15 protein-coding genes are annotated in these 20,387 nt (G+C 62.9%); 7 read left to right on the forward strand and 8 right to left on the reverse strand.

Annotated features, from left to right (window positions below):
- Positions 1-43 precede the first annotated feature (43 nt).
- The gene (locus V1292_RS31735) at positions 44-1,216 is read left to right on the forward strand and encodes a LysM peptidoglycan-binding domain-containing protein (RefSeq protein ID WP_334376482.1); all 1,173 of its coding nucleotides are present in this window, start codon (positions 44-46) and stop codon (positions 1,214-1,216) included.
- 329 nt (positions 1,217-1,545) lie between these two features.
- Here V1292_RS31735 and V1292_RS31740 read toward each other — a convergent pair whose 3' ends face one another.
- Positions 1,546-3,144, reverse strand: coding sequence for an FAD-binding oxidoreductase (locus tag V1292_RS31740; RefSeq protein ID WP_334376484.1), 1,599 nt, complete (start codon positions 3,142-3,144; stop codon positions 1,546-1,548).
- Positions 3,145-3,261: 117 nt separating this feature from the next.
- On the opposite strand from V1292_RS31740, the gene V1292_RS31745 reads away from it, so the two are divergent.
- A complete protein-coding gene (locus V1292_RS31745) occupies positions 3,262-3,825 on the forward strand; it encodes a hypothetical protein (RefSeq protein WP_334376485.1) in 564 nt (187 codons plus the stop codon).
- 150 nt (positions 3,826-3,975) lie between these two features.
- Positions 3,976-4,941 carry an amidohydrolase family protein gene (locus V1292_RS31750; protein WP_334376486.1) on the forward strand — a complete coding sequence of 322 codons (966 nt, stop codon included), beginning with the start codon at positions 3,976-3,978 and terminating at the stop codon, positions 4,939-4,941.
- On the opposite strand, the gene V1292_RS31755 is transcribed toward V1292_RS31750, so the two are convergent.
- The 3 genes from V1292_RS31755 to V1292_RS31765 form a co-directional block, all read right to left on the reverse strand.
- Positions 4,929-5,837, reverse strand: coding sequence for a hypothetical protein (locus V1292_RS31755; RefSeq protein ID WP_334376487.1), 909 nt, complete (start codon positions 5,835-5,837; stop codon positions 4,929-4,931). The two genes, V1292_RS31750 and V1292_RS31755, sit on opposite strands and share 13 nt — an antisense overlap.
- A 15-nt stretch (positions 5,838-5,852) precedes the next feature.
- On the reverse strand, positions 5,853-7,328 hold the full coding sequence (locus V1292_RS31760) for a hypothetical protein (protein ID WP_334376488.1): 1,476 nt from the start codon (positions 7,326-7,328) through the stop codon (positions 5,853-5,855).
- A gap of 182 nt (positions 7,329-7,510) precedes the next feature.
- Positions 7,511-8,908: a CoA transferase gene (locus V1292_RS31765; RefSeq protein ID WP_334376489.1), complete on the reverse strand. Its 1,398-nt coding sequence runs from the start codon at positions 8,906-8,908 to the stop codon at positions 7,511-7,513.
- 149 nt (positions 8,909-9,057) lie between these two features.
- Here V1292_RS31765 and V1292_RS31770 point away from each other — a divergent pair, with 149 nt between their 5' ends.
- The 4 genes from V1292_RS31770 (at position 9,058) to V1292_RS31785 (ending at position 12,131) form a co-directional block, all read left to right on the forward strand.
- Positions 9,058-9,828 carry an SDR family NAD(P)-dependent oxidoreductase gene (locus V1292_RS31770; RefSeq protein WP_334376490.1) on the forward strand — a complete coding sequence of 257 codons (771 nt, stop codon included), beginning with the start codon at positions 9,058-9,060 and terminating at the stop codon, positions 9,826-9,828.
- Positions 9,829-10,246: 418 nt separating this feature from the next.
- Positions 10,247-10,519, forward strand: a complete 273-nt coding sequence (locus tag V1292_RS31775; RefSeq protein WP_334376491.1) for a PilZ domain-containing protein — start codon at positions 10,247-10,249, stop codon at positions 10,517-10,519.
- Between the two features lie 170 nt (positions 10,520-10,689).
- A complete protein-coding gene (locus V1292_RS31780) occupies positions 10,690-11,607 on the forward strand; it encodes a hypothetical protein (protein ID WP_334376492.1) in 918 nt (305 codons plus the stop codon).
- Between the two features lie 92 nt (positions 11,608-11,699).
- Entirely contained in the window at positions 11,700-12,131 is a 432-nt protein-coding gene (locus tag V1292_RS31785; protein WP_334376493.1) for an MgtC/SapB family protein, read from the forward strand.
- A gap of 662 nt (positions 12,132-12,793) precedes the next feature.
- On the opposite strand, the gene V1292_RS31790 is transcribed toward V1292_RS31785, so the two are convergent.
- The 4 genes from V1292_RS31790 to V1292_RS31805 form a co-directional block, all read right to left on the reverse strand.
- Positions 12,794-13,609 carry a slipin family protein gene (locus tag V1292_RS31790; RefSeq protein WP_334376494.1) on the reverse strand — a complete coding sequence of 272 codons (816 nt, stop codon included), beginning with the start codon at positions 13,607-13,609 and terminating at the stop codon, positions 12,794-12,796.
- A gap of 11 nt (positions 13,610-13,620) precedes the next feature.
- Positions 13,621-15,021 (reverse strand): NfeD family protein, encoded by a 1,401-nt coding sequence (locus V1292_RS31795; protein WP_334376495.1) that lies wholly within the window; start codon positions 15,019-15,021, stop codon positions 13,621-13,623.
- Between the two features lie 277 nt (positions 15,022-15,298).
- Positions 15,299-18,775, reverse strand: coding sequence for an error-prone DNA polymerase (locus tag V1292_RS31800; RefSeq protein WP_334376496.1), 3,477 nt, complete (start codon positions 18,773-18,775; stop codon positions 15,299-15,301).
- Entirely contained in the window at positions 18,772-20,265 is a 1,494-nt protein-coding gene (locus V1292_RS31805; RefSeq protein WP_334376497.1) for a Y-family DNA polymerase, read from the reverse strand. Before V1292_RS31805 ends, V1292_RS31800 begins: the two co-directional genes overlap by 4 nt.
- Between the last annotated feature and the right edge of the window lie 122 nt (positions 20,266-20,387).

The raw sequence follows: 20,387 nt of genomic DNA on the forward strand, positions 1-20,387 counted from the left end.
TATAATGAACGCGGGCCGACCTTCCGGCCGATGGGCTGAGACCATGATCAAGACACCAATGAACCGAATGGTCGTGCCCCTGATAGGGCTTGTTGTGGCCACTGGCATCGCAACGCTGGTCGCCATCCAGTACATCTGGCGCGAGCCGATTGCTGACAAGACCGCAAGCGTCGCGCCAAAGCCGGCCACTGACGAGCGGCTTAAGGGGCCGACGCTCGCAAGCGCGCAGGCGGAGGCAAACGCCGTGGCAGCCGCGCTGGCCGGATCGACCGCCGCGCCCGAGAGCGGCGATGGCGGACCGGCGTTCGACGTCGCGCGCGTCGAGCCGACCGGCGAAGCTGTCATCGCGGGACGCGCGGCGCCGGGCGTCACCGTGGAACTGCTGCGCAATGGCGAACTGCATGATCGCGCGGTCGCAGATCAATCCGGACAATTCGTGATGATCCCGCGCCCGCTACCGCCAGGCACCTACGATCTGACGTTGCGCGCCAAGCAGCCCGACGGCAGAGAGATCATGTCCAAGCAGAGCGTGACGGTGGCGCTTGAGCCGAACCTGACGGAACGGCCGGTCGTGGCCCTGATGACGCCAAACAAGCCTACCGTCGTGATGTCACAGCCGGCCCAGGCGAAGCCGGACACCGCTGCGGTGGTTGTGGAGGCGGTCGAGATCGAGGCCGGCGGCAAATTCCATGTGAGCGGCCGCGCGCGCTCGGGCGCTCCGGTGAGGCTCTATCTCAACGACAGCTATATTGCGTCGGTAACGGCGGCAGCGGACGGACGCTTTGCCGTCACGATCAATGAAGGAATCGGCCCCGGGAACTATCGCGTAAGGCTGGACGAGGTGGATTCGAAGTCCGGCGTGGTGCGTGGACGCGCCGAGGTGCCGTTCAATGCGCCCGACCCGGTGGTTACCGCCTCCGTACCGCCGCAGACCTCACCGTCCAGGCGGCCCGACTCCGCCGTCCCGTCCCAGGTGGCGGATGCTGCGGCTGCCACCCTGCCGACTGTCGCGGACTCCTCCACCGCGGTGGTGCCGAAGGTCACGACCACGACGGTATCGCGCGGCGATAGCCTGTGGCGCATCAGCCAGGCCACCCTCGGCGCGGGCACGCGCTATGCGACGATTTACAAGGCCAACCGAGAGCAAATCCGCAATCCCAACCTCATCTATCCCGGCCAGACCTTTGTCATTCCCAACCGGGAAGCCAATCCTTAAGGGGTGCTCAAACGGACTTTCATGCTCCTGCCGTTCTTAAGAAATGGCCTTCGAAAAATAACGAACGCGTCAAAGGCACTGCCTGGTCGGCTCCGTACTCGGTGCTTGATGGCACCTTGGACGAATGCATCACCAAGTTTCTGGAGCAACCGCTCAGCCAACGTCATCTCTACGAGATTCATACCGTCCCACAGGGCGATTTGATCCCTAAAATAATCTCCGCCGAACTCGTCGTTGAACTTGCGAGGCTGCGAGATTTCTTGTGATGTCCATGATTACCGTCTCGCTTTGCCGAGCGATGCACGATGCTCCCGGATGGCAGACAGGCATCACGACGCGTACTTCTGGTAAAACGTATTCGTGAACAACTCGCCCGGATCATACTTCCGCTTCGCTGCGAAGAAATCTCTGATCTCCGGGTATGAGCGCTGCAACTGGTCCTTCGAATAGTAGAGTTGGTAAGGCAGGAAGAACCGGCCCTTGTGCGCGATGGTGAGGTCGATCAGTTCTTCCGTCGCCTTCTTCATCCGCCGGTTGCCCTCGTCGTCCGTCGTCTGGTTGATGTAGAGCACCAGCGAGAATGCCGGCTCCGGCGAATAAGTCAGGAAATTGTTTTCCTGATGCACGACCCGCACCGACGCGTTCAGCAGATTGGTCTTGTTGTCGATCAGCACCTTGCGCATGCCGTCGACAAACGAGACGAACTGGCTGCGCGGGATGAAATATTCGTGCAGGATGTCGGTATCGTCAGGCAGCGAGTTGCGCAAATAAGGCACGGAATCGTGCATGGGATCATTGCGGTTGACGAGACAGGCCTCCGCGGATCCGATCGCTTGCGCGCGCGTCACCGTGCAGTTTTCCATCCGATGCTCGATGTGCTTCTCGGACAGCCATTTTATCTCCTGAAACAACGGCCCTTGCTTGGAAAGGTTGATGGTCAGCCGCCGCAGCTTGGTGCCGCTGACCTCGCCGAGCGGCTGGCGCTTGAAATCGGTGCCGTCGATCTTGGTGTAGGTATAGAGCAGCAATTCCCTTAGGAACGTGCTCGGCGCGGTCGAGAGATGGCCGTACATCAGGCCGATACTGGCGTCCTTCTCGATCTCGCCGGCGAACAGCGCGGGAAATTCCTTGTAGTCCATTACGCGACGGCCGGTCTGGTAGACGAGGTTGTCAGCAATATCGAGCTCGGCATCGACGATCACGCCGAACAGGCCGTAGCCGCCGACCACGAGGTTGAACAGATCCGCATTCTCGGTCGACGATACCGTGCGCAGCGAACCGTCCGCCAGCATCACCTTCATCGACTTGATCGATTTCGCAAGCGCGCCGGCCTGATGGTCCATGCCATGGGCATTGACCGAGATCGAGCCGCCGACGGTGAAGATGTCGGTCGACTGCATGGCGCGCACCGCAAAGCGCGGATGCAGCACGTTCTGGATGTCGTGCCAGGTCGCGCCCGGCTGCACGGTGATCGATCTGGCGCTCTCGTTGAGCACGATTCTGTTGAAGCCGCGCATGTCGAGCACGATGCCGCCCTTGCGGAAGGCGTGCCCACCCATGCTGTGGCGGACGCCGGCGGTGGTGACGGAGAGCTTGTTGTCGCGCGCAAAGGCCAGCGTCTTCGCAATATCCTCGACGCTGCGCACCGCGACCACGCCGTAGATTTCGGTCTTGTTGAGACAGCTCGCATCATTGATGCTGCCGCCAAGCTGCGACCATTTCACGTCCTTGAGCGGCGCTATCGCCTTGATCCGCTCCAGATCGATTTTCGCCTGCTCGCCGCCGCCGACCGCCGGGCCGCAATCCTTTTCGCCCGCGGGATCGGCCGCCAGCGCCTGAAGCTTGCGATAGCTGTAAACGCCGAGCAGCACGACGACCACGGCGGCCACGGAGACGCCGGTTTTGAATTTTTGCGAAAATTTCTTCATGAATTGATTCCAGGGGATTGCGAGATATTCCGGGAGGGCGAATGTTTAGTCAAATTTGGGCGGCTTCTGGTTCGATAGACCGGTTGCGTTACCGAAGCGATAAACCGGAGCGAACGAATGAAGAGCTGCCGCATACACGTGATGGGAGCATCGGGCGCGGGCGTCACCAGCCTCGGCCGTGCTCTCGCCAGTGCGCTGGCCATCCCGCATCACGACACCGACGATTACTTCTGGCTGCCGACCGATCCGCCCTACCGGCACATGCGCGACGTCGCGGAGCGCCTGAAGCTGATGCAGGACGTCTTCCTGCCGCGCGCGGCCTGGGTATTGAGCGGATCGCTTAACGGGTGGGGCGATGTGCTGATCCCGGATTTCGACGTGGTGATATTCCTCACAACCCCTCGCGAGATACGATTGCAGCGGCTGCGCGCCCGCGAGGCCACCCAATTTGGCACTGAGGCGGTGGCGCCCGGTGGCTACCGGCATGCAGAGACCGAGGAATTCATCGAATGGGCGTCAGGCTATGAGGAAGGCAATGTGAGCCGTACTCGAGCAAAACATCAGGCCTGGCTCGCCAAACTGCCCTGTCCCGTGCTGCGGATGGATGGATCGCGGCCGTTGCCCGAACTTGTCGCCGACGTTCGCGCAATGATCCCCGGCCAGCACGACGGACCGGCGTGATGGATACCTTCCCGCGGCCCACTTCTGCCGATATTCTCTCCGCGCAGACCGCGGCGAAGCAATGCCGCTCGCTTGGGAAACGCTGAAGGTGACGGGCAACACCTGTCCGAACGCCAGCAATCAACAACACAAATCGCAGGGAGGACACCAATGCTGACGCGACGCAGTATGATGTTCGCCTCCATCGCGGCCGGAGTGATCATGAACAATAGAACCGCCTCTGCCAAAGCGGCGCAGCCGGCGACGCCGGTGAATTTCGACGTGCCCATGGGCGCCTGCGACTGTCACACCCATATCCACCCCGATCCCGAAAAATTCCCGTTCTTCCCCGGCCGCGTCTACACGCCCGAACTGGCTTCGCCCGAGGAAATGACCGCCCTGCACAAGGCGCTGCACATGGAGCGCGTGGTGATCGTCACGCCCTCGATCTACGGCACCGACAACTCGGCCACGCTGTTCGGCATGGCGGCACGGGGGCCGACCGCGCGCGGGATAGCCGTAATCGACGACAAGACGTCGGAGGGCGATCTCGATGTCATGGGCAAGGCCGGCATTCGCGGTGTCCGCCTCAATCTCGCAACCGGCGGCGTCAACGATCCGAGCGTCGCCCGGCCACGCTTCACAGCCGCCGTCGAGCGCATGAAAGCGCGCGGTTGGCACGTGCAGATTTACACCAACCCGGCGATGATCACCGCGATCAAGGATCTGGTGATGGCCTCGCCGGTGGCGGTCGTGTTCGACCATTTCGGCGGCGCCAAGGCAGGCCTCGGCGTTGAGCAGCCGGGCTTTGCCGACCTCGTGGATCTCGTCAAATCGGGCAAGGCCTATGTGAAGATTTCCGGCGCCTATCGCGCCTCCAAACTCGCGCCCGATTACACCGATTGCATCCCGCTCGCCAAGGCGCTGATATCAGCCAATCCCGACCGTATCGTCTGGGGCACCGACTGGCCGCACCCCAACTCGGTCACGCCTGCTGACAAGAAGATTACCGACGTCACGCCGCTATTTCAGATCGACGACGGGCGGCTGTTGAATCAGCTTCCGGTGTGGGCGCCGGATGCGGCGATCCGCAAGAAGATCCTGGTCGACAATCCCGCACAGCTCTACGGGTTCTGAAGCCCGGCAGTCGACATCGCGGCCTGCTGCTGTCCGAACAGATCGCGGTCGTAATTGCGCAACCAGTCACCGGCCTTGCGCAGGCCGCCGAACGGGAACAGGTGGAATCCGGCGATCGGCGCGGTTGCCGCCGCAGGCGCCGCTCGCAATCCCCTGACGACGTCGTCAGGTCCGGTGTCCGTCAGCAGGCGGCCGAACCGGCCGATCTGGGCCCGCAGCGCGCGCATGGAATTGCCGATGCCGCAGCGGAGCGCGAACTTTGTCAATGTCGCCGGCGTTGCCGGTCCGGCCAGGCCGACGATGATGGGCAGATCGATGCCCGCGCGATCGAGGGCGCCGATCCATTCCAGGATCGGCGTGCTCTCGAAGCAGAATTGTGTGACGACATCGACCCGCGTTCCCGTCCGCCGCCCCCAGTCGCGCCACGCCTTGAGGCCGTTCAGCGCGTCCGGCAGATCGAGATAGGGGTGCCCCTCGGGATGACCGGCAATGCTGACGGCTGCAATCGCATGCGCCTCGAGCAAGCCGCTGGCGGCAATATCGCGCGTTGATTTGAACGGGCCTCTCGCAGCGGCAACATCGCCGGCAATCAGGAGGATGCGCGAGACATCGGCTTCGCCGCGCGCCCGCGCCAGGAAATCGTTGAATGCCTCCCGCGAGGCCATTTCGCGCACCGCGATATGGGGCACCGGATTGTAGCCGGCGCGGCGCAGCGCGGCAGCCGTCTCAATGTTGTGACGGTAATTGTCGCCGGGCAGGAACGTAATCGTGACATCGGTGCCTTCAGCGAAATGGTCGCTCAGTTCCGCGATCTGATGTCCGCGCGAGGAAATTTCGACGGAGGCCTTCGACAGTAGTGCGGCTAATCTGGCGGATGCTTGATCGGAGACGATCACGAGCGCCTCCCTTTGTCATGCCGGCGCGCGGCGGCGCGAGATCACATAGGTCTCGTCGTTGAACCACAGGCCGCCATGTTTCCTCAGCACGCGATCGGTGGCTTCAAGATAGCGGCCATCGCGAACCACTTCCGACAACCTGTTATCCTCGATCTGCGCCACGTAGATCGCGGCGTTCCAGGCGGCGAACAGCGTCGAGGTGCCGATCGGGCCGCTGACCTCGTCCGGCAGCGTGTGCATCTGGTAGCGGAAGATCGAGCGCGCATCGGAGGACGCATTGAAATTGTAGTGGCGTGCGGCCGCGCCAAGCTCGTGCTTGACCTGGCGCAGGATCGCGTAGCGGTCGGTCTTGAAGGGGTCGTCGCCCGGCCAGACCTGATCGATGATCTCGATGCCGGGATCCTTGCCATGCGAATGGATGCCGATCAGCCGCCCACCCGGCCGCAGGGCCTTGACCAGCGGTGTCACCACTTTCGAAGCCTTGAACTCGACGCTCGCCCGCGCCCGATAGGGTTGCGAGGCGATGACCAGATCGTAATCGGCCATCACGCGGCCGGGCCGCGGCATGATCGGATCGAGCAGGAAGGAATGGTCCTCGCGCCGCAGCGTCAGGATCACCGGGCGCTGATAGACCGGATTGCCCGTGGTCGGGCTGATGCCGGCGCGCCAGTTCTCGGCGAGAAAGCTTTCGAGCTCGCCGATCTGCTCGGCGAAGCCGTGCGCGGTGTTGCCTGATAGCGTGACGTCTTTCCAGATCAGGCCTTGCGCTGACGTCACCGAGCGTGGCGTCAACCACGGCGCCTCGGCGTAATAGAGGTTGGTCACGACCAGCACGGTGGCGGGATGCTCGAACAGGCGGTCCGCCATCTTCTCCAGCATCAGGCGGACGTCTTCGTAAGAGATCTCCTTCGCCACGACATAGAGCGGCATGGTGGGAAATCGCGCATGCACGGCCCGCATCACCCGCGACAGCACGGTGCCGTCGCCGACGCCGGCATCGAAAATGCGAAGCGCCGGCGGCGCCGGCTGCAGATTGCCGAGCTCGAGTGAAATACGGTTGCCGACCTCGGTCTTCTCGCTGCAGGTCGAAACGAACAGCAGGTACTTTTGGCGGTTGTCGAAGAACCGGAAGCCCGGCGGCGCGACGGCATTGGCGGTGGCCGCGTCGTTCAGTGGTTTGGCCGAGAGCGAATTGGCCGGCGCGCCGTCCGATTCCGGCCGGTGCTCGGCGAGATACGCGCGGACCTTGTCGAGCGTGCCTGTCGTGATCCGGGCGCCATCGCGCAAGCGCGACACCAGCTTGCCGTCATTGACCACCAGCCGCCCGAAGGTCGATTCGGCCGTGCGCGTCTGGCGGCAATAGTCGCGGATCTCTCCGAGGATCTGCTCGGCCGTGGGCGCCGATTTCGCCGGCGCCGCGTGGCCGTTTGGTTGCCCCGTAGATACTTGGCTAGATCCTTGGCTGGATCCTTGGCTTTCCTCGATCCGCATGGCTTTCTCCTGCGGTTATCCCTGCCGGCATCAAGGGACGGCCGCCGGATCGCGTCAACCACAAACCGAGTGGGCAGGAAACACGGGCATGTGCCCACAACTATCGGGATCGCCCAAAACCGAAAATAGCCGTACCGGACGCGATTAAAGTTTGGAGAGGCAGCCCTGAGCGAGGGGACCTCCTATTCGCGTACGGGCCATTGCGGCGGGTGGCTGCCGAGTGGCATCGCCGGGCGCTCCCAGAAGGCTGGCGTTTTCGACAACAGTGCCGAGTGCGTCACGTACCGCAACGGCCCGAAGCCGGAGCCAGCCTCCGCAATGAACGGCTTCACCGCTTCCCCCCTCAAATCCTCGATCGCAAGACCGTCGGAGACGCGGCCGAGATTCCACAGCCAGCGTCCGGTTTGCGCCAGCGATACCTGGACGTGCCAACTGCCGCCTTCGCGCGCCTGGCGCACTTTGGCCATCATGGCGCCGAACGCCATGAAGTAACCGGTGGCGTGGTCGAGCATCTGCGCCGGCAATTCCTTCGGTCCGTCGACACCGGCGGCCTGCCCCTCGGCATGGTTGAATCCGGTCGCCGTCTGCACCAGCGAGTCGAAGCCGCGCCGCTCCGCCCACGGCCCGGCATGACCATAGGCCGACAACGTGACGCAAATGATACCGGGATTGATGCGCGCGGCATCCTCCGGCGAGAAGCCGAGGGCGGCGAGTGCGCTGGGTCGATAGCCTTGCGAAAAGATATCCGCCTGCGCCAGCAGATCGCGCAGCACGCCACGCCCCTGCTCGCTCTTGAGTTCGACAAAGCTCGTCAGCTTGCCCCTCCCGGTGTCGATGACGAGCCAGGGGATCGCCGGCAAATCGGGTCCCGAGATTAACAGCACGTCGGCGCCATGCGCGGCGAGCGTTCGCCCCACAACGGGACCTGCGATGACGCGCGACAGATCAAGCACGCGAATACCTGCGAGCGGCCGCTCGCCCTTGGCCCACTGCTTTGGCGGAGCCTCGCCGATCTTCGTGATTGAGATCAGCGGCAATCCGGCGAGCGCCTTGGCCTGTGGTGTCGCCAGCCATTCGTCATGCGAGCGCATGAAGGCGACAACGCCACCGCTCGCATAGGCCGCGGTCTCGAACGCCTCGCCGTCCCATTGCAGCAGCGCGGCCTGCACAGCGTCACGCTCGGGCTTGCAGTTCAGCACCTTGCAGACAGCATCGCGGTGATGGGGAAAATTGGTGTGCAGGCGCACGAAGCCGTTATCGCGGGTTTTGTAGATACCCGCGATGGCGTCCCAAGCCGGCGGCGGCGGGTTGCCGTCGACGCGCAGATAACGCTCACTCCGGCACTCGACCACGGCATGGCGCATAGCCACCGCGACGTCCTGCGTCTCGCCGCTGCGCGTTTTCCAGATCTCGGCCGCGGCGAGCGCGGTTGCGGCGACGCTGACCTGCGCCGCGGCGGCAACGCGAAACGACGACGGCAATTGCGGTTCGTCGCCGGTCAGCGTGAGCGCGCCAAGCGCGGACGGATCGCCGCCGATGGAGGTCCAGATATCGGAGAGGATTTCTCCAGGGCTTTGCATCGGTGTGTCTCTCCCCTAACCTTCAAGGTCTGCCCGCCAGCGTAGCCGGGATGGAGCGCGAGCGAAATCCGGGGACGGTTTCTCGGTTTGAGCTTTCGTCGTGACCACGGTCGCTACAATATGGTTGGATCAAACGAAGGAAAAACAAAATGGATTTGGGTTTGAAAGGCAGGAACGCCGTCGTGCTCGGCGGCACGCGCGGCATCGGGCGGGCGATTGCGGAAACGCTGGCGGCCGAAGGCTCGGGCGTCGCCGTGTGCGCCCGCAATGCGGATCAGGTCGCGGCCACCGTTACTGAGCTGAAAGGGCTTGGCGTGCGCGCGACCGGCGCGCCGGTTGACGTCACCGACGCGGCCGCGCTGAAATCATGGGTGTCGGATGCGGCCGCCGAGCTGGGGAGCATCGACATGCTGTTTTCCAATGCCGGCGCCATGGCGCAAGGCGGCGATCCCGCCTCATGGGAGCAGAATTTCCGGCTCGACGTGCTCGGCGCCGTCAACGCATTCGAGGCCGCGCGGCCATTACTCGAAGCGAGCGCGCAGAAGACCGGCGACGCGGCCTTCATCATCATATCGTCGATCTCGGCGGCGCAGGCGGATAGCGCCAGCTCCTACGGCCCGATCAAGGCGGCGCTGATCCACATGGCCAAGGGACTGGCGCGGCAATACGCGGACAAGAAAATCCGCGTCAACGTGGTGTCGCCGGGCACGGTCTATTTCAGGGGCGGCATCTGGAACATGGTCGAGCAGAACATGCCGAAGCGTTACCAGGATGCGCTGGCGCGTAACCCGACCGGCCGCATGGCGACACCGCAGGAAATCGCCAACGCAGCCGTGTTTCTGGCGAGCCCGGCGTCCTCGTTCACGACCGGCTCGAACCTCGTCGTCGACGGCGCGATTTCGAACCGCGTGAATTTTTGAGAAGTTCGTAGGTGAGCTGCGTGAGCGCCGTACGTACCGTCCATCCGCCTCCCCGCCGTCATTCCGGGGCAGCCCGCAGGGCTGAACCCGGAATCCATTTCACAGCGCAAAATCCGGCCTGATGGATTCCGGGTTCGCGCTGCGCGCGCCCCGGAATGACGGACGGAGCGCCTACTTCACCGTATCCGCGCCGGCCTTGCAGGCGACGGCATCCTGGTCGCCGGTGGCACCGCTGCAACCGTATTGCGTAGGCCTTAACGTCCCGACGGGACTGGCAGAGTTGTGAGAGCTCGGCTTACAACTCGCAAACCAAACCGGTCAATTTGAATCGATAAGCTAACTGAACTTTACGAACTTTCCCTCACTGTGGCGCCTGCTTCGATGACCCAGCCACTGGGTCCAATGACGGATGGCCACGATGATTGTCGACGAGCAAAGGACAAAAGTGCAGCGCGAACCGCGACGCGAACTCCGCAAGCGGCCGACATGGATGACGACCGACAACGGGATCACGAGGATTGAATGCTTTGTCCTGGACGTCTCACCGGGTGGCGCCAAGATCGTGACCGATGTCGCGTTCGACGTCAGGGATAGCTTTCAGCTGGCGCTGGTGCCCGACCATACGACGCGCCAGTCATGCGAGGTGGTGTGGCGCCGGGGCAAGACCTACGGCGTGAAATTTTTATCCTGAGCAGCGGCGTCTTCGCTCGCGGCTCGAAGGCTGCGGGCCCGTCTGCCGCCGCATGGCCTTCCTCGCCGGCGGAGTGCCATCCCGCCCCGCCCCACTCTCGTCGCCATTGGCTTCGATATGTGACTGTATTATTACAGTCAGATGTCAGTTCGATTACGGCGGAGCGGCGAATGAGCTTGGAATGGCAGGCGCGGTCAGGTTCCCTGGCCTGGTCGAATCCCGTGTCCTGGTGGTGGGGCCTGCTGACGCTGGTGAGCGGCGTCAATATCGCCATCTGGTTCGCGCTGTATCGCGAGCTTCCCGTGCAGCCGACCGGCGCTGCCAGCGGCTCGTCCGGCATCCGGATGATGCTGCTGTTCTGCGCGGCCTATGTGTTCGGCTGCGCCTTCAGGTCGTTTCTGCCGCGCGCCGATGTCCAGCGGATCTGCCTGGTCGACACCTGGCTGTCGAGCGTCATGGTCGGACGTTCCGTGGCAACCGTGGCCGAGATCTGCTTCGTGGCGCAATGGGCGATTATCCTGCACCAGCTCGGCACGATGACCGGCGCGGATACGGCCGTGAATGTCGCGTGGGTGATCGTGCCGCTGATCCTGATCGCGGAATGCCTTTCATGGTATGCGGTGCTGACCAGGAATTATCTCGGCAACGCCATCGAAAATTCGCTGTGGGCGGTTGCCTTCTTCGCCGTCGGCGTCGGACTTTGCCGCCTGCTTCCGGAATTCAATGGTGCGGTTCGCATAGGCCTCGTCGTCGCCATCGCGGGCATTGTGGGCTTCCTGGCGTTTCTGATGACGATCGACGTCCCGATGTACCTGAAGCGCTGGCGGACCGGAGACGCCGATGGCGACAAGCGCCTGACGCCGCGCGAGGGCTTGCGCGACGTCAGCACGCGCTGGGTTGTGACGCACGACCTTGCCGAGTGGAAAGACGAGATTGCCTGGATGTCGCTTTATTTCAGCCTGGCCGTCTGGTCCAGCCTTGCGCTGTGCGTCTTCTATTCGCTCGAGCATCATTTGCCGCAGTACCGGACCGAAGCAGCGATCACGAGCGCAGCGCCGGGCACGACCGTCGTCGGCAGCACCCGGTAGCACAACCGCCGCCGCGCTGAAACTTGCGCCGCTTTGCGGCGTTACACGCCTGCGTCGCGGGTTGGGCGACCTTTGTTTCAGAAGGGCGTGTTTTGGACTGGACTCAGATAGGCATCCATTTTCTGGCGCTGGCCGCGGCTTTCGCGCTGGCCATACCGATCGGATGGGATCGCGAGAAGCGGGCGCGCAGCGCAGGCCTGCGAACGTTCCCGCTGGTGGCGCTGGCAAGCTGCGGCTTCGTGCAGGCCAGCGAACAGTTGATGGTGAATTCACCCGATGGCATGTCGAAGGTGATCGAAGGTGTGATCACCGGCATCGGCTTCATCGGCGGCGGCGCGATCCTCAAGCACGGCACGACCGTGCAAGGCACGGCGACGGCGGCGAGCCTGTGGGCCACCGGCGCGATTGGCCTCGCCGTCGGGCTAGGCAGTTATGACGTCGCGGTGACGATCGCGGTGTTGACGTTCCTGACGCTGAGGCTGCTGACGCTGGTGAAGGACGAAAAAGACATCAAGATGGATTGAGGTCCAAAGGAAGGGCTGCGGCAGCCAACGTAAGGGGAATAACAGTCACGGCGCCGTGAAGGTGTTTCGTCGCCCGCGGGCGCAAAAATATTCCGCGCCTCTGGCGAAGCCATTTTCCCGGCCGACGAAGAAATCCGGAAACAACATGGTGGTAGGCTGGCGCAATGATCAAACCTGGAGTTCGATCATGTGGAACCTCATCAACATACTATATCGGGAATATTGCCTGGCTCGGCTAAAGGACATGCGCAGGGTTCACCTCTCGCACTGAACACCAGTGGCGCGAGCAATCTGTCGCAGCCAACATCCAAGGCGTGTGACTTGCGGTGAAGCGGCGTCAGGAGAATTCAATTGGGATCGAGATCGAGGGAGGATGACATGCAGCCATCGACAGACGATCTGCTGATACGCCAAATCAGTGCTCTGATATCGGCGACCGCTAATGCGGTGTCCAGCAACAGAGAACACGCCCCATTCGTGGAGGCAAGGATATACGAAAAGCTTGCTGCACATTGCGCCGAAAAGCAGATACTTGCAGCAGCATTTGCGAAAAACGGAGTCGGGGCGACGCGGAGCGGATTGATCTACTGGTAAAGGGAGACGTGTCCAGACGAAAGAGGCCGCAGGTTTCGGCTTCCGATCTCGGACCAACCGGAAAAACGTCACGCCTGGGCAGCTTCTGATCCCCTCCGGCGATTTGCGGTCTCGCGCTGTATTGTCGCCGGCGCGGCCAGCGCTTGAAGAAACTCCACGGGCACCGGGAACACGATCGTCGAATTCTTCTCACCCGCAATGTCCTGCAGCGTCGACAGGTAGCGCAATTGCATGGACTCCGGCCTCCTTGCGAGCATCTCGCCTGCTTCCACCAGTTTCTCGGCGGCCTGCTGCTCTGCTTCGGCGCCTATGATTCTCGCGCGGCGGTACCGCTCTGCCTCGGCTTGACGGGCAATGGCACGAATCATGCTCTCGTTGATATCGACGTGCTTGATTTCGACATTCGCGACCTTGATGCCCCACGCATCGGTCTGGCTGTCGAGAATTTCCTGAATGTCGCGATTGAGCTTGTCCCGCTCTGCCAGCATTTCATCCAGCTCGTGCTTGCCAAGCACGGACCGGAGAGTGGTCTGTGCGAGCTGGCTGGTGGCCGCCATGAAGTTTTCCACCTGGATAACCGATTTGTCCGCATCTACCACGCGGAAGTAGATAACCGCGTTGACCTTTACGGAGACATTGTCGCGAGAAATCACGTCCTGGCTTGGAACGTCGAGCACGATCGTACGAAGATCTACCCGAACGAATTGTTGGACGATCGGCACCAATATGATGAGCCCGGGACCTTTCACGCCGGAAAAGCGCCCCAATGTGAAGACCACCGCACGCTCGTATTCCCGCATGATGTGAATCGCCGACAGGAACACCGCAATGATTATGGCTCCGATCACGATGTACGGGAGGGTGTCTGTTACGAATGTTGGCATGGTTTCACTCCTCATGATTTCGGTGGGGCGTCAGGATCTGGCTCGACAAGCAGCTTCAGGTTTTGACGTTCGAGAACACGCACGCGGTCACCCCGGGTGAACTCGCTTTCCGATTTCGCTGCCCAGCGTTCTCCTCCGACCAGGACCTCGCCTTTGCCGTCGGCCCACCACAGCACCTGCCCCGCGCTGCGAAGCAGAGCCGCTTCGCCCGTGACCACGTCGCGCCGATGCGCCCGCCAGACCGCCGCGAGTGCAATCACCAGGAATCCCGCGCTGGCAATGGTGGCGGTGGCGACCACCGCCCATGAGAGATGGAAACCCGGCACGTCGCCGCGAAACAGGAACAGCGAGCCAACGGCGAACGAGATGACGCCGCCAATTCCGAGCACGCCAAACGAGGGGAGAAAAGCTTCCGCAATCATCAGCGCAATACCGAGCAACAGCAGGCCGGCACCGGCGTAGCTGATTGGCAGGAGGTTCAAGGCATAGAGGCCGACGAGGAGAGCGATTCCGCCGATCACTCCGGGGAAAACAGCGCCTGGACTGATGAACTCGAATAAAAGTCCGTAGAGCCCGATCAGCATGAGTATGTAAGCGATGTTCGGATTGGTAATCGTAGCCAGAATGCGGTTGCGCCAATTGGCCTCGATTGCCGTTGTGCTCAGGCTTCCGGTATGCAGCGCGACCTGTTGATCATTGATCGTTACGGTTCGGCCGTCGGCTTGGGACAACAGATCGGCTAAGTCCTTCGCAACAATCTCGACGACACGCTGCGACTGGGCCTCGCTCGCGGTGAGCGTGGCGGCTTCCCGGACGGCCTTCTCCGCCCAGGAAACATTTCGTCCCCGAAGCTCTGCCAGTCCCCTGATGTAGGCAACCGCATCGTTGATCGCCTTCGCCTCGCCTGCACTGGTCGGCGACGGGGCTCCTTTCTTGTCACCGTCTTTCTTGTCTCCGTCTTTCTTGTCATCATCTTTTTTGTCATCGGTGCGCCAGCCGGAACCACCGCCGCCAAGCTGAACGGGCGTGGCTGCACCGAGATGCGTGCTCGGCGCCATGGCGGCGAGATGGGTCGCATAAACGATGTAGGTGCCGGCGCTGGCGGCTCGCGCACCGCTCGGGGTCACGTAGGAGACCACAGGAATGGGGGACCTGAGTATTTCTGCTACGATCTCGCGCATTGAGGGGTCGAGACCGCCAGGCGTATTCAGTCTCAGCACGATGAGCTTCGCCTGTCGCCGACGCGCCTCCTCAAATCCGTCGCGGACATATTCAGAAGTCGCTGGCCCGATCGCTCCATTCACATCCAGAAGGATGGCGACGTTCGCCGGCTCGCTACTTTGTCCAAGTGCTGCTCCGGAGCCAAATACGAGCAATGCTACGGTAATAAGCCTGTAAAGAAAGTGCACCATGGTAAGTCGCTCAAAAGCTTGCGCGACGAGACAGTCACAACTGTGTGGCCCATTCGCAGGTGAACCTGACTGTTACGGCTGGAGCGCAGGAACGGTGCCGACGGTGACATGTGCTGAAGTCCTGTTGCGCAAGAGCGCGCTCCGCAGGTCATGTGAAGCGAACGCACATCCGAAATCCCGGTTCCCCAAACATACGCCTCCGGGAAGGATTTTCATCTCCGTGTGCTGGCAACAGCCGGATGATGCATGGCGATCGCCGCCGTCCGAAAGGAGCGGCTCAATGAAAATCGCGGGACGGCGGCAGGATGCGGACGTCGCGGGGGTGACGGATTTTCTGCGCGGGTGTGTCAGGGTGATCGCGGCGGTCGTCGTTGAGCGGTTCGACCAGCGCGGGCCCTGCGGGCACCGGGTGCTTGCGGCTTAACGCATCGTTGGCGAGACCGATCAAATCGTGGGAGCGGTCGAACATCCGCTGCGCCACCAAATGCGTCACCTGCTCCGGGCTGCTCTGGATGTAGCCCTCGACCAGGATCAGGCGGGCGCCCATCACCTCTTTGCGGTACTGCTCCATCACCTTGGGCCACACCACGATGTTGGCGATGCCGGTCTCGTCCTCCAGCGTCATGAAGACGACGCCCTTGGCGCTGCCCGGCCGCTGCCGCACCAGCACCACGCCGGCGCAGCGGACGCGGCGGCGGTCGTTGCTGTGATTGACGTCCTTGCAGGCAACGACGCGCTCTTTCGTGAACCGCTCGCGTAAAAATTCCATCGGGTGGCCCTTCAGCGACAGCCGGACCGTCTGGTAATCGGCGACCACCTGCTCCGGCAGCGGCATCTGCGGCAGCGGCTTGGCGTTCTCGTCGGGCTGTTCGCGGGCGATCGCGGCCTGAAACAGCGGCAGCGGCACGTCGTCAGGCAGCCGCCGCACCGCCCACAGCGCCGCGCGGCGATCGAGCCCGATCGAACGGAAGGCATCGGCGTCGGCAAGCAGGATCAGCGCGCGCTTCGGCAGGCCGGTGTCGCGGGCAAATTCCTCAAGCGAGGTAAAGGGCCGGCGTTGGCGGGCGGCGACGATGCGGTCGGCCCAGTCGATCTCGTCATTCCGGGGCTCGCGAAGCGAGAACCCGGAATCTCGAGGTTCCTTGATGTGCAATTGCACATCAGAGTTCGTCGCTACCGCGACGCCCCGGAACGACGATGAGTAACCCCGGAACGACATCTGCATTCGCTTCAGCCGCTCCTCGTCTTCATCGAGCCAGTGAAAACCGTCGATCTGGCGGAAGCCGAGCCGGACGGCGCAGTATTTGCCTTGCCCCTCCTCCAGCGTGTTCTGCGCAAAACTGTAGGAGACGTCGATCTCGCGCACCTCGACGCCGTTCTTGCGGGCGTCGCCGACGATCTGCGCGGGGGCGTAAAAGCCCATCGGCTGCGAATTGAGCAGGCCGCAGCAGAATGCATCCGGATGATAATGCTTCAGCCATGACGAGACATAGACGAGCTGTGCAAAACTTGCGGCGTGGCTTTCCGGAAAGCCGTAAGAGCCAAAACCCTTGATCTGATCAAAACAGCTCTTGGCGAATTCCGGGTCATAGCCGCGCGCGATCATGTTGTTGATCAGCTTGGCCTCGAATTTGCCGATGGTGCCGACATTACGAAACGTCGCCATCGCGCGGCGCAAGCCGTTGGCTTCCTCGGGCGTGAATTTTGCGGCTTCGATCGCGATCCGCATCGCCTGTTCCTGGAACAGCGGCACGCCGAGCGTCTTGTGCAGCACGCGGTACAATTCGTCCGAAGGGCCGTGCTCGGGCGCCGGCGAGGGATAGCTCACCTTTTCCTGGCCGTTTCGCCGCCGCAAATAGGGATGCACCATGTCGCCCTGGATCGGGCCCGGCCGCACGATCGCGACTTCGATGACGAGGTCGTAGAAGGTGCGCGGCTTCAGGCGCGGCAGCATGTTCATCTGCGCGCGGCTCTCGACCTGGAACACGCCGAGGGATTCGCCTCGCTGCAGCATTTGATAAACTTCGTCGTCGTCCTGCGACTTGATGTCGGCCAGCTCGTAACGCCGACCCTTGTGGTCGGCGATCAGATCAAAGCTCTTGCGGATGCAGGTCAGCATGCCCAGCGCCAGCACGTCGACTTTCATCATGCTGAGCGCATCGACGTCGTCCTTGTCCCATTCGATGAAGGTGCGGTCGTCCATCGCGGCGTTGCCGATCGGCACATAGGTGTCGAGCCTATCCTGCGTCAGCACGTAGCCACCGACATGCTGCGACAGATGGCGGGGGAATTCGATCAGTTCGGAAGCGAGCGCAACCGCGAGTTCGACCATCGCATTCGCAGGATCCAGCCCGGCCTGGCGGACCTGCATCTCGTTGAGGCCCTTGCCCCAGCTTCCCCACACGGTATCGGCAAGCGCTGCGGTGACGTCCTCGGTCAGCCCCAGCGCCTTGCCGACGTCACGGATCGCGCTGCGCGGGCGGTAGTGGATGACGGTCGCAATGATCGCGGCGCGGTGGCGGCCGTAGCGGCGGTAGACATATTGCATCACCTCCTCGCGCCGCGAATGCTCGAAATCGACGTCGATGTCGGGCGGCTCCAGCCGTTCCTTGGAAATGAAGCGCTCGAACAGCAGGTCGACCTTGGTCGGATCGACCGAGGTGATGCCGAGCACGTAGCAGACGGCGGAGTTGGCCGCCGATCCCCGGCCCTGGCACAGGATGTTCTGGCTGCGCGCGTAGCGGACAATGTCGTGCACGGTGAGAAAATAATGCGCGTATTTCAGCTCGGCGATCAGGTCGAGCTCCTTGCGCAAGGTGGCGCGCAGCTTCTCGTCGATTACGCCACCGAAATATTTGTCGACACCGGCCCAGGTCAGGTCTTCCAGGTGCTGTTGCGCGGTCTTGCCCGGCGGCACCGGCTCATCCGGATACTGGTATTTGAGCTGGTCGAGCGAGAAGTTGATGCGATCGGCAAAGCGCATGGTTTCCGCAATCGCCTCGGGCAGATCGCGAAACAGCCGCGCCATTTCATGAACAGGCTTGAGATAGCGTTCGGCATTGGCCTCGAGCCGCCTGCCGATCGTATCGATCGTGGTCTTTTCCCTGATACAGGTCAGCACGTCCTGCAGCGGTCGGCGCGCGGGATGGTGGTACAGCACCTCGTTGGTCGCCAGCAGCGGCACTTTGGCCGCGAGCGCCAAGCGATGCAGCCGCGCGAGGCGGCGTTTGTCGTCGCCGCGGTAGAGCAGGCTTGCGGCGAGCCACACGCCATCGGCATCAGAGTTCTTCAGGCGCTCCAGCGTTGCCTGCGCGCTCGCCACGTCAAAACGATGCGGCAGCGCCAGCACCAGAAGCTGGCCCTCGGCGAAATCGAGGAGGTCATCGAATTTCAGGTGGCATTCGCCCTTTTCGATCCGCGTGATGTCGTCGCCGCGCTTGCCGCGGGTGAGTAACTGGCAGAGCCGGCCGTAAGCCGCGCGGTCGCGCGGATAGACCAGGATATCAGGCGTGCCGTCGATGAAGACCAGCCGCGCGCCGATCAGAAGCTTTGGCTTATGCATGACGGCAGGGTTGTCGAGCTCGCTCCAGGCGCGCACCACGCCGGCCAGCGTGTTGTGGTCGGCGATGCCGATCACGGGAATACCAAGCTCGCTCGCCTGATGCACATAGGCGCGCGGGTCCGAGCCGCCGCGCAGGAACGAGAAATTGGTGGTGATGCCGATTTCGGCATAGTCGGGCACAGGGCTTTTCATGCGAACAATCCATGCACGAACCACCTGGGCGGAACGGGCTCGCCCTCCGCATCTGCCGGTTCGCTTTCATAGAGGCCGTCGCGAAAGATCCAGAAACGAAGTCCCGCTTCATCCTCGATACGGAAATAATCCCGCGTCGGGCCGTTGCCGTTTGGCTTCCACCATTCCATCGCGATGCGTTCGGGCCCCTCCACCCGCACCACCGCGTGCGTAACGCGCCGCCAGGTAAATTGATGCGGCGGGCCGTCGGGCACGGTTGCGAACGGCACTTTTATCGGTTCCGGCTTGTCGAACAGGCGCAAGGGACGCAGTGGCGGCTCGCCCTCGATACGCTCGGGCCATGCCGCCTGCGCTGCGGCCGCCAGATGATGCTGCGCAGGCACTGACAGCACCGCGCGTTCGGGGATGTGGGTATCCTCCGGCAGATGCACGACGACGCGTTTTCCGCCGATGCGCGCGGCGATGCGGTCGATCAGCGCGGACAGTTCGTCATTGTCATGGACATTGGCATCGAGGTCACGCTGCTGCTGCACCACGATCTCGGTGCGGCTGGCGGAGAGACGAATGAGATCGAAACCGAAGCCGGGGTCGAGGGGATCGTTGAGCGCATCGAGCCGCTCGCGAAACAGGCGGTCGATCACTTCAGCCTTCGTCACCGGACGCCCGGTATCGACCGAGATCGTGCGCACCGCGCCGTCGGTGCGGAAGAAGCTCGCCTCCAGCCGCCGCGCGCCCTTGCCCTGCTTGTCCATCGCCGTAACCAGCATTTGAGCGAGCGCGGACAGGTTCATCGCGATCACGGTGTCAGTGGCGACCGGCTCGGGAAAGCGTTTCTCGACGATGTAATCCGGCGGCGGTTTGCGCGGGCTGATCGGCGCATCGCCCTGCCCGAGTGCCTGCTGCAATAGCGTCGTGAAGGGCGCACCGAACCGCGCCGTGATTTCGTGCGGCGCGCGCGAGGCGACGTCGCCGATGGTCTTCAACCCAGCGCGGCGCAGGCCGGCAGTGATGGCATCGCCGGCGCCGAGCGCAGATACCGGCAGCGGAGCGACGGCTTCGGCCTCCTCGCCCTCGGCAACGATTTTTCCGGAAGTCTGGCGCGTCAGCGTGCGGGCGCAGATCGAGGTGCTCGCGATCGCGGCGCTGACGGCAAAGCCGCGGCGGCTCAGCGCGCCGCTGACGATCTGCAGCAACGTACGCTCGCCGCCGAACAGATGGGCGCAGCCGGTGATGTCGAGGAACAAGCCGTACGGCGGATCGAGCGCCACCAATGGAGTGAAGCGGTCGCACCAGTCGGCGATGTCTTCGAGCGTTTTGCGATCGGCGACCTCGTCCGCGTCGAATACCGTCAACTCGGGGCAGATCGCGCGGGCATTTGCGAGCGGCAGGCCGATCGAGAGGCCGGCCTGGATAGCGGCCTCGTCGAGAGAGTGGATCAGGATGGCATTGTGCTGCTTGGCGACGACGACGGAGGGGTAGACGTGCTTCATCCCGAGAGTGTCACTCGCGGCGAGACCCCCACCCCAACCCTCCCCCGCAAGCGGGAGAGGGAGTGCATCGGTCGTGTGGTGAGAGGTGTCAGCCTGCGCACCGCTGTCGTTCCCTCCCCCCT

Origin of the sequence: Bradyrhizobium sp. AZCC 1719 (genome assembly GCF_036924525.1) — a bacterium.
In the GTDB taxonomy this organism is placed as follows: domain Bacteria; phylum Pseudomonadota; class Alphaproteobacteria; order Rhizobiales; family Xanthobacteraceae; genus Bradyrhizobium.

Excerpts from the sequence above, each read along its gene's own strand:
- V1292_RS31750 (WP_334376486.1), top strand. The coding sequence starts at position 3,976 with ATGCTGACGCGACGCAGTATGATGTTCGCCTCCATCGCGGCCGGAGTG.
- V1292_RS31745 (WP_334376485.1), top strand. The coding sequence starts at position 3,262 with ATGAAGAGCTGCCGCATACACGTGATGGGAGCATCGGGCGCGGGCGTC.
- V1292_RS31795 (WP_334376495.1), bottom strand. The coding sequence starts at position 15,021 with ATGGTGCACTTTCTTTACAGGCTTATTACCGTAGCATTGCTCGTATTT.
- V1292_RS31735 (WP_334376482.1), top strand. The coding sequence starts at position 44 with ATGATCAAGACACCAATGAACCGAATGGTCGTGCCCCTGATAGGGCTT.
- V1292_RS31765 (WP_334376489.1), bottom strand. The coding sequence starts at position 8,908 with ATGCAAAGCCCTGGAGAAATCCTCTCCGATATCTGGACCTCCATCGGC.
- V1292_RS31760 (WP_334376488.1), bottom strand. The coding sequence starts at position 7,328 with ATGCGGATCGAGGAAAGCCAAGGATCCAGCCAAGGATCTAGCCAAGTA.
- V1292_RS31770 (WP_334376490.1), top strand. The coding sequence starts at position 9,058 with ATGGATTTGGGTTTGAAAGGCAGGAACGCCGTCGTGCTCGGCGGCACG.
- V1292_RS31740 (WP_334376484.1), bottom strand. The coding sequence starts at position 3,144 with ATGAAGAAATTTTCGCAAAAATTCAAAACCGGCGTCTCCGTGGCCGCC.
- V1292_RS31800 (WP_334376496.1), bottom strand. The coding sequence starts at position 18,775 with ATGAAAAGCCCTGTGCCCGACTATGCCGAAATCGGCATCACCACCAAT.
- V1292_RS31805 (WP_334376497.1), bottom strand. The coding sequence starts at position 20,265 with ATGAAGCACGTCTACCCCTCCGTCGTCGTCGCCAAGCAGCACAATGCC.
- V1292_RS31790 (WP_334376494.1), bottom strand. The coding sequence starts at position 13,609 with ATGCCAACATTCGTAACAGACACCCTCCCGTACATCGTGATCGGAGCC.
- V1292_RS31775 (WP_334376491.1), top strand. The coding sequence starts at position 10,247 with ATGATTGTCGACGAGCAAAGGACAAAAGTGCAGCGCGAACCGCGACGC.
- V1292_RS31780 (WP_334376492.1), top strand. The coding sequence starts at position 10,690 with ATGAGCTTGGAATGGCAGGCGCGGTCAGGTTCCCTGGCCTGGTCGAAT.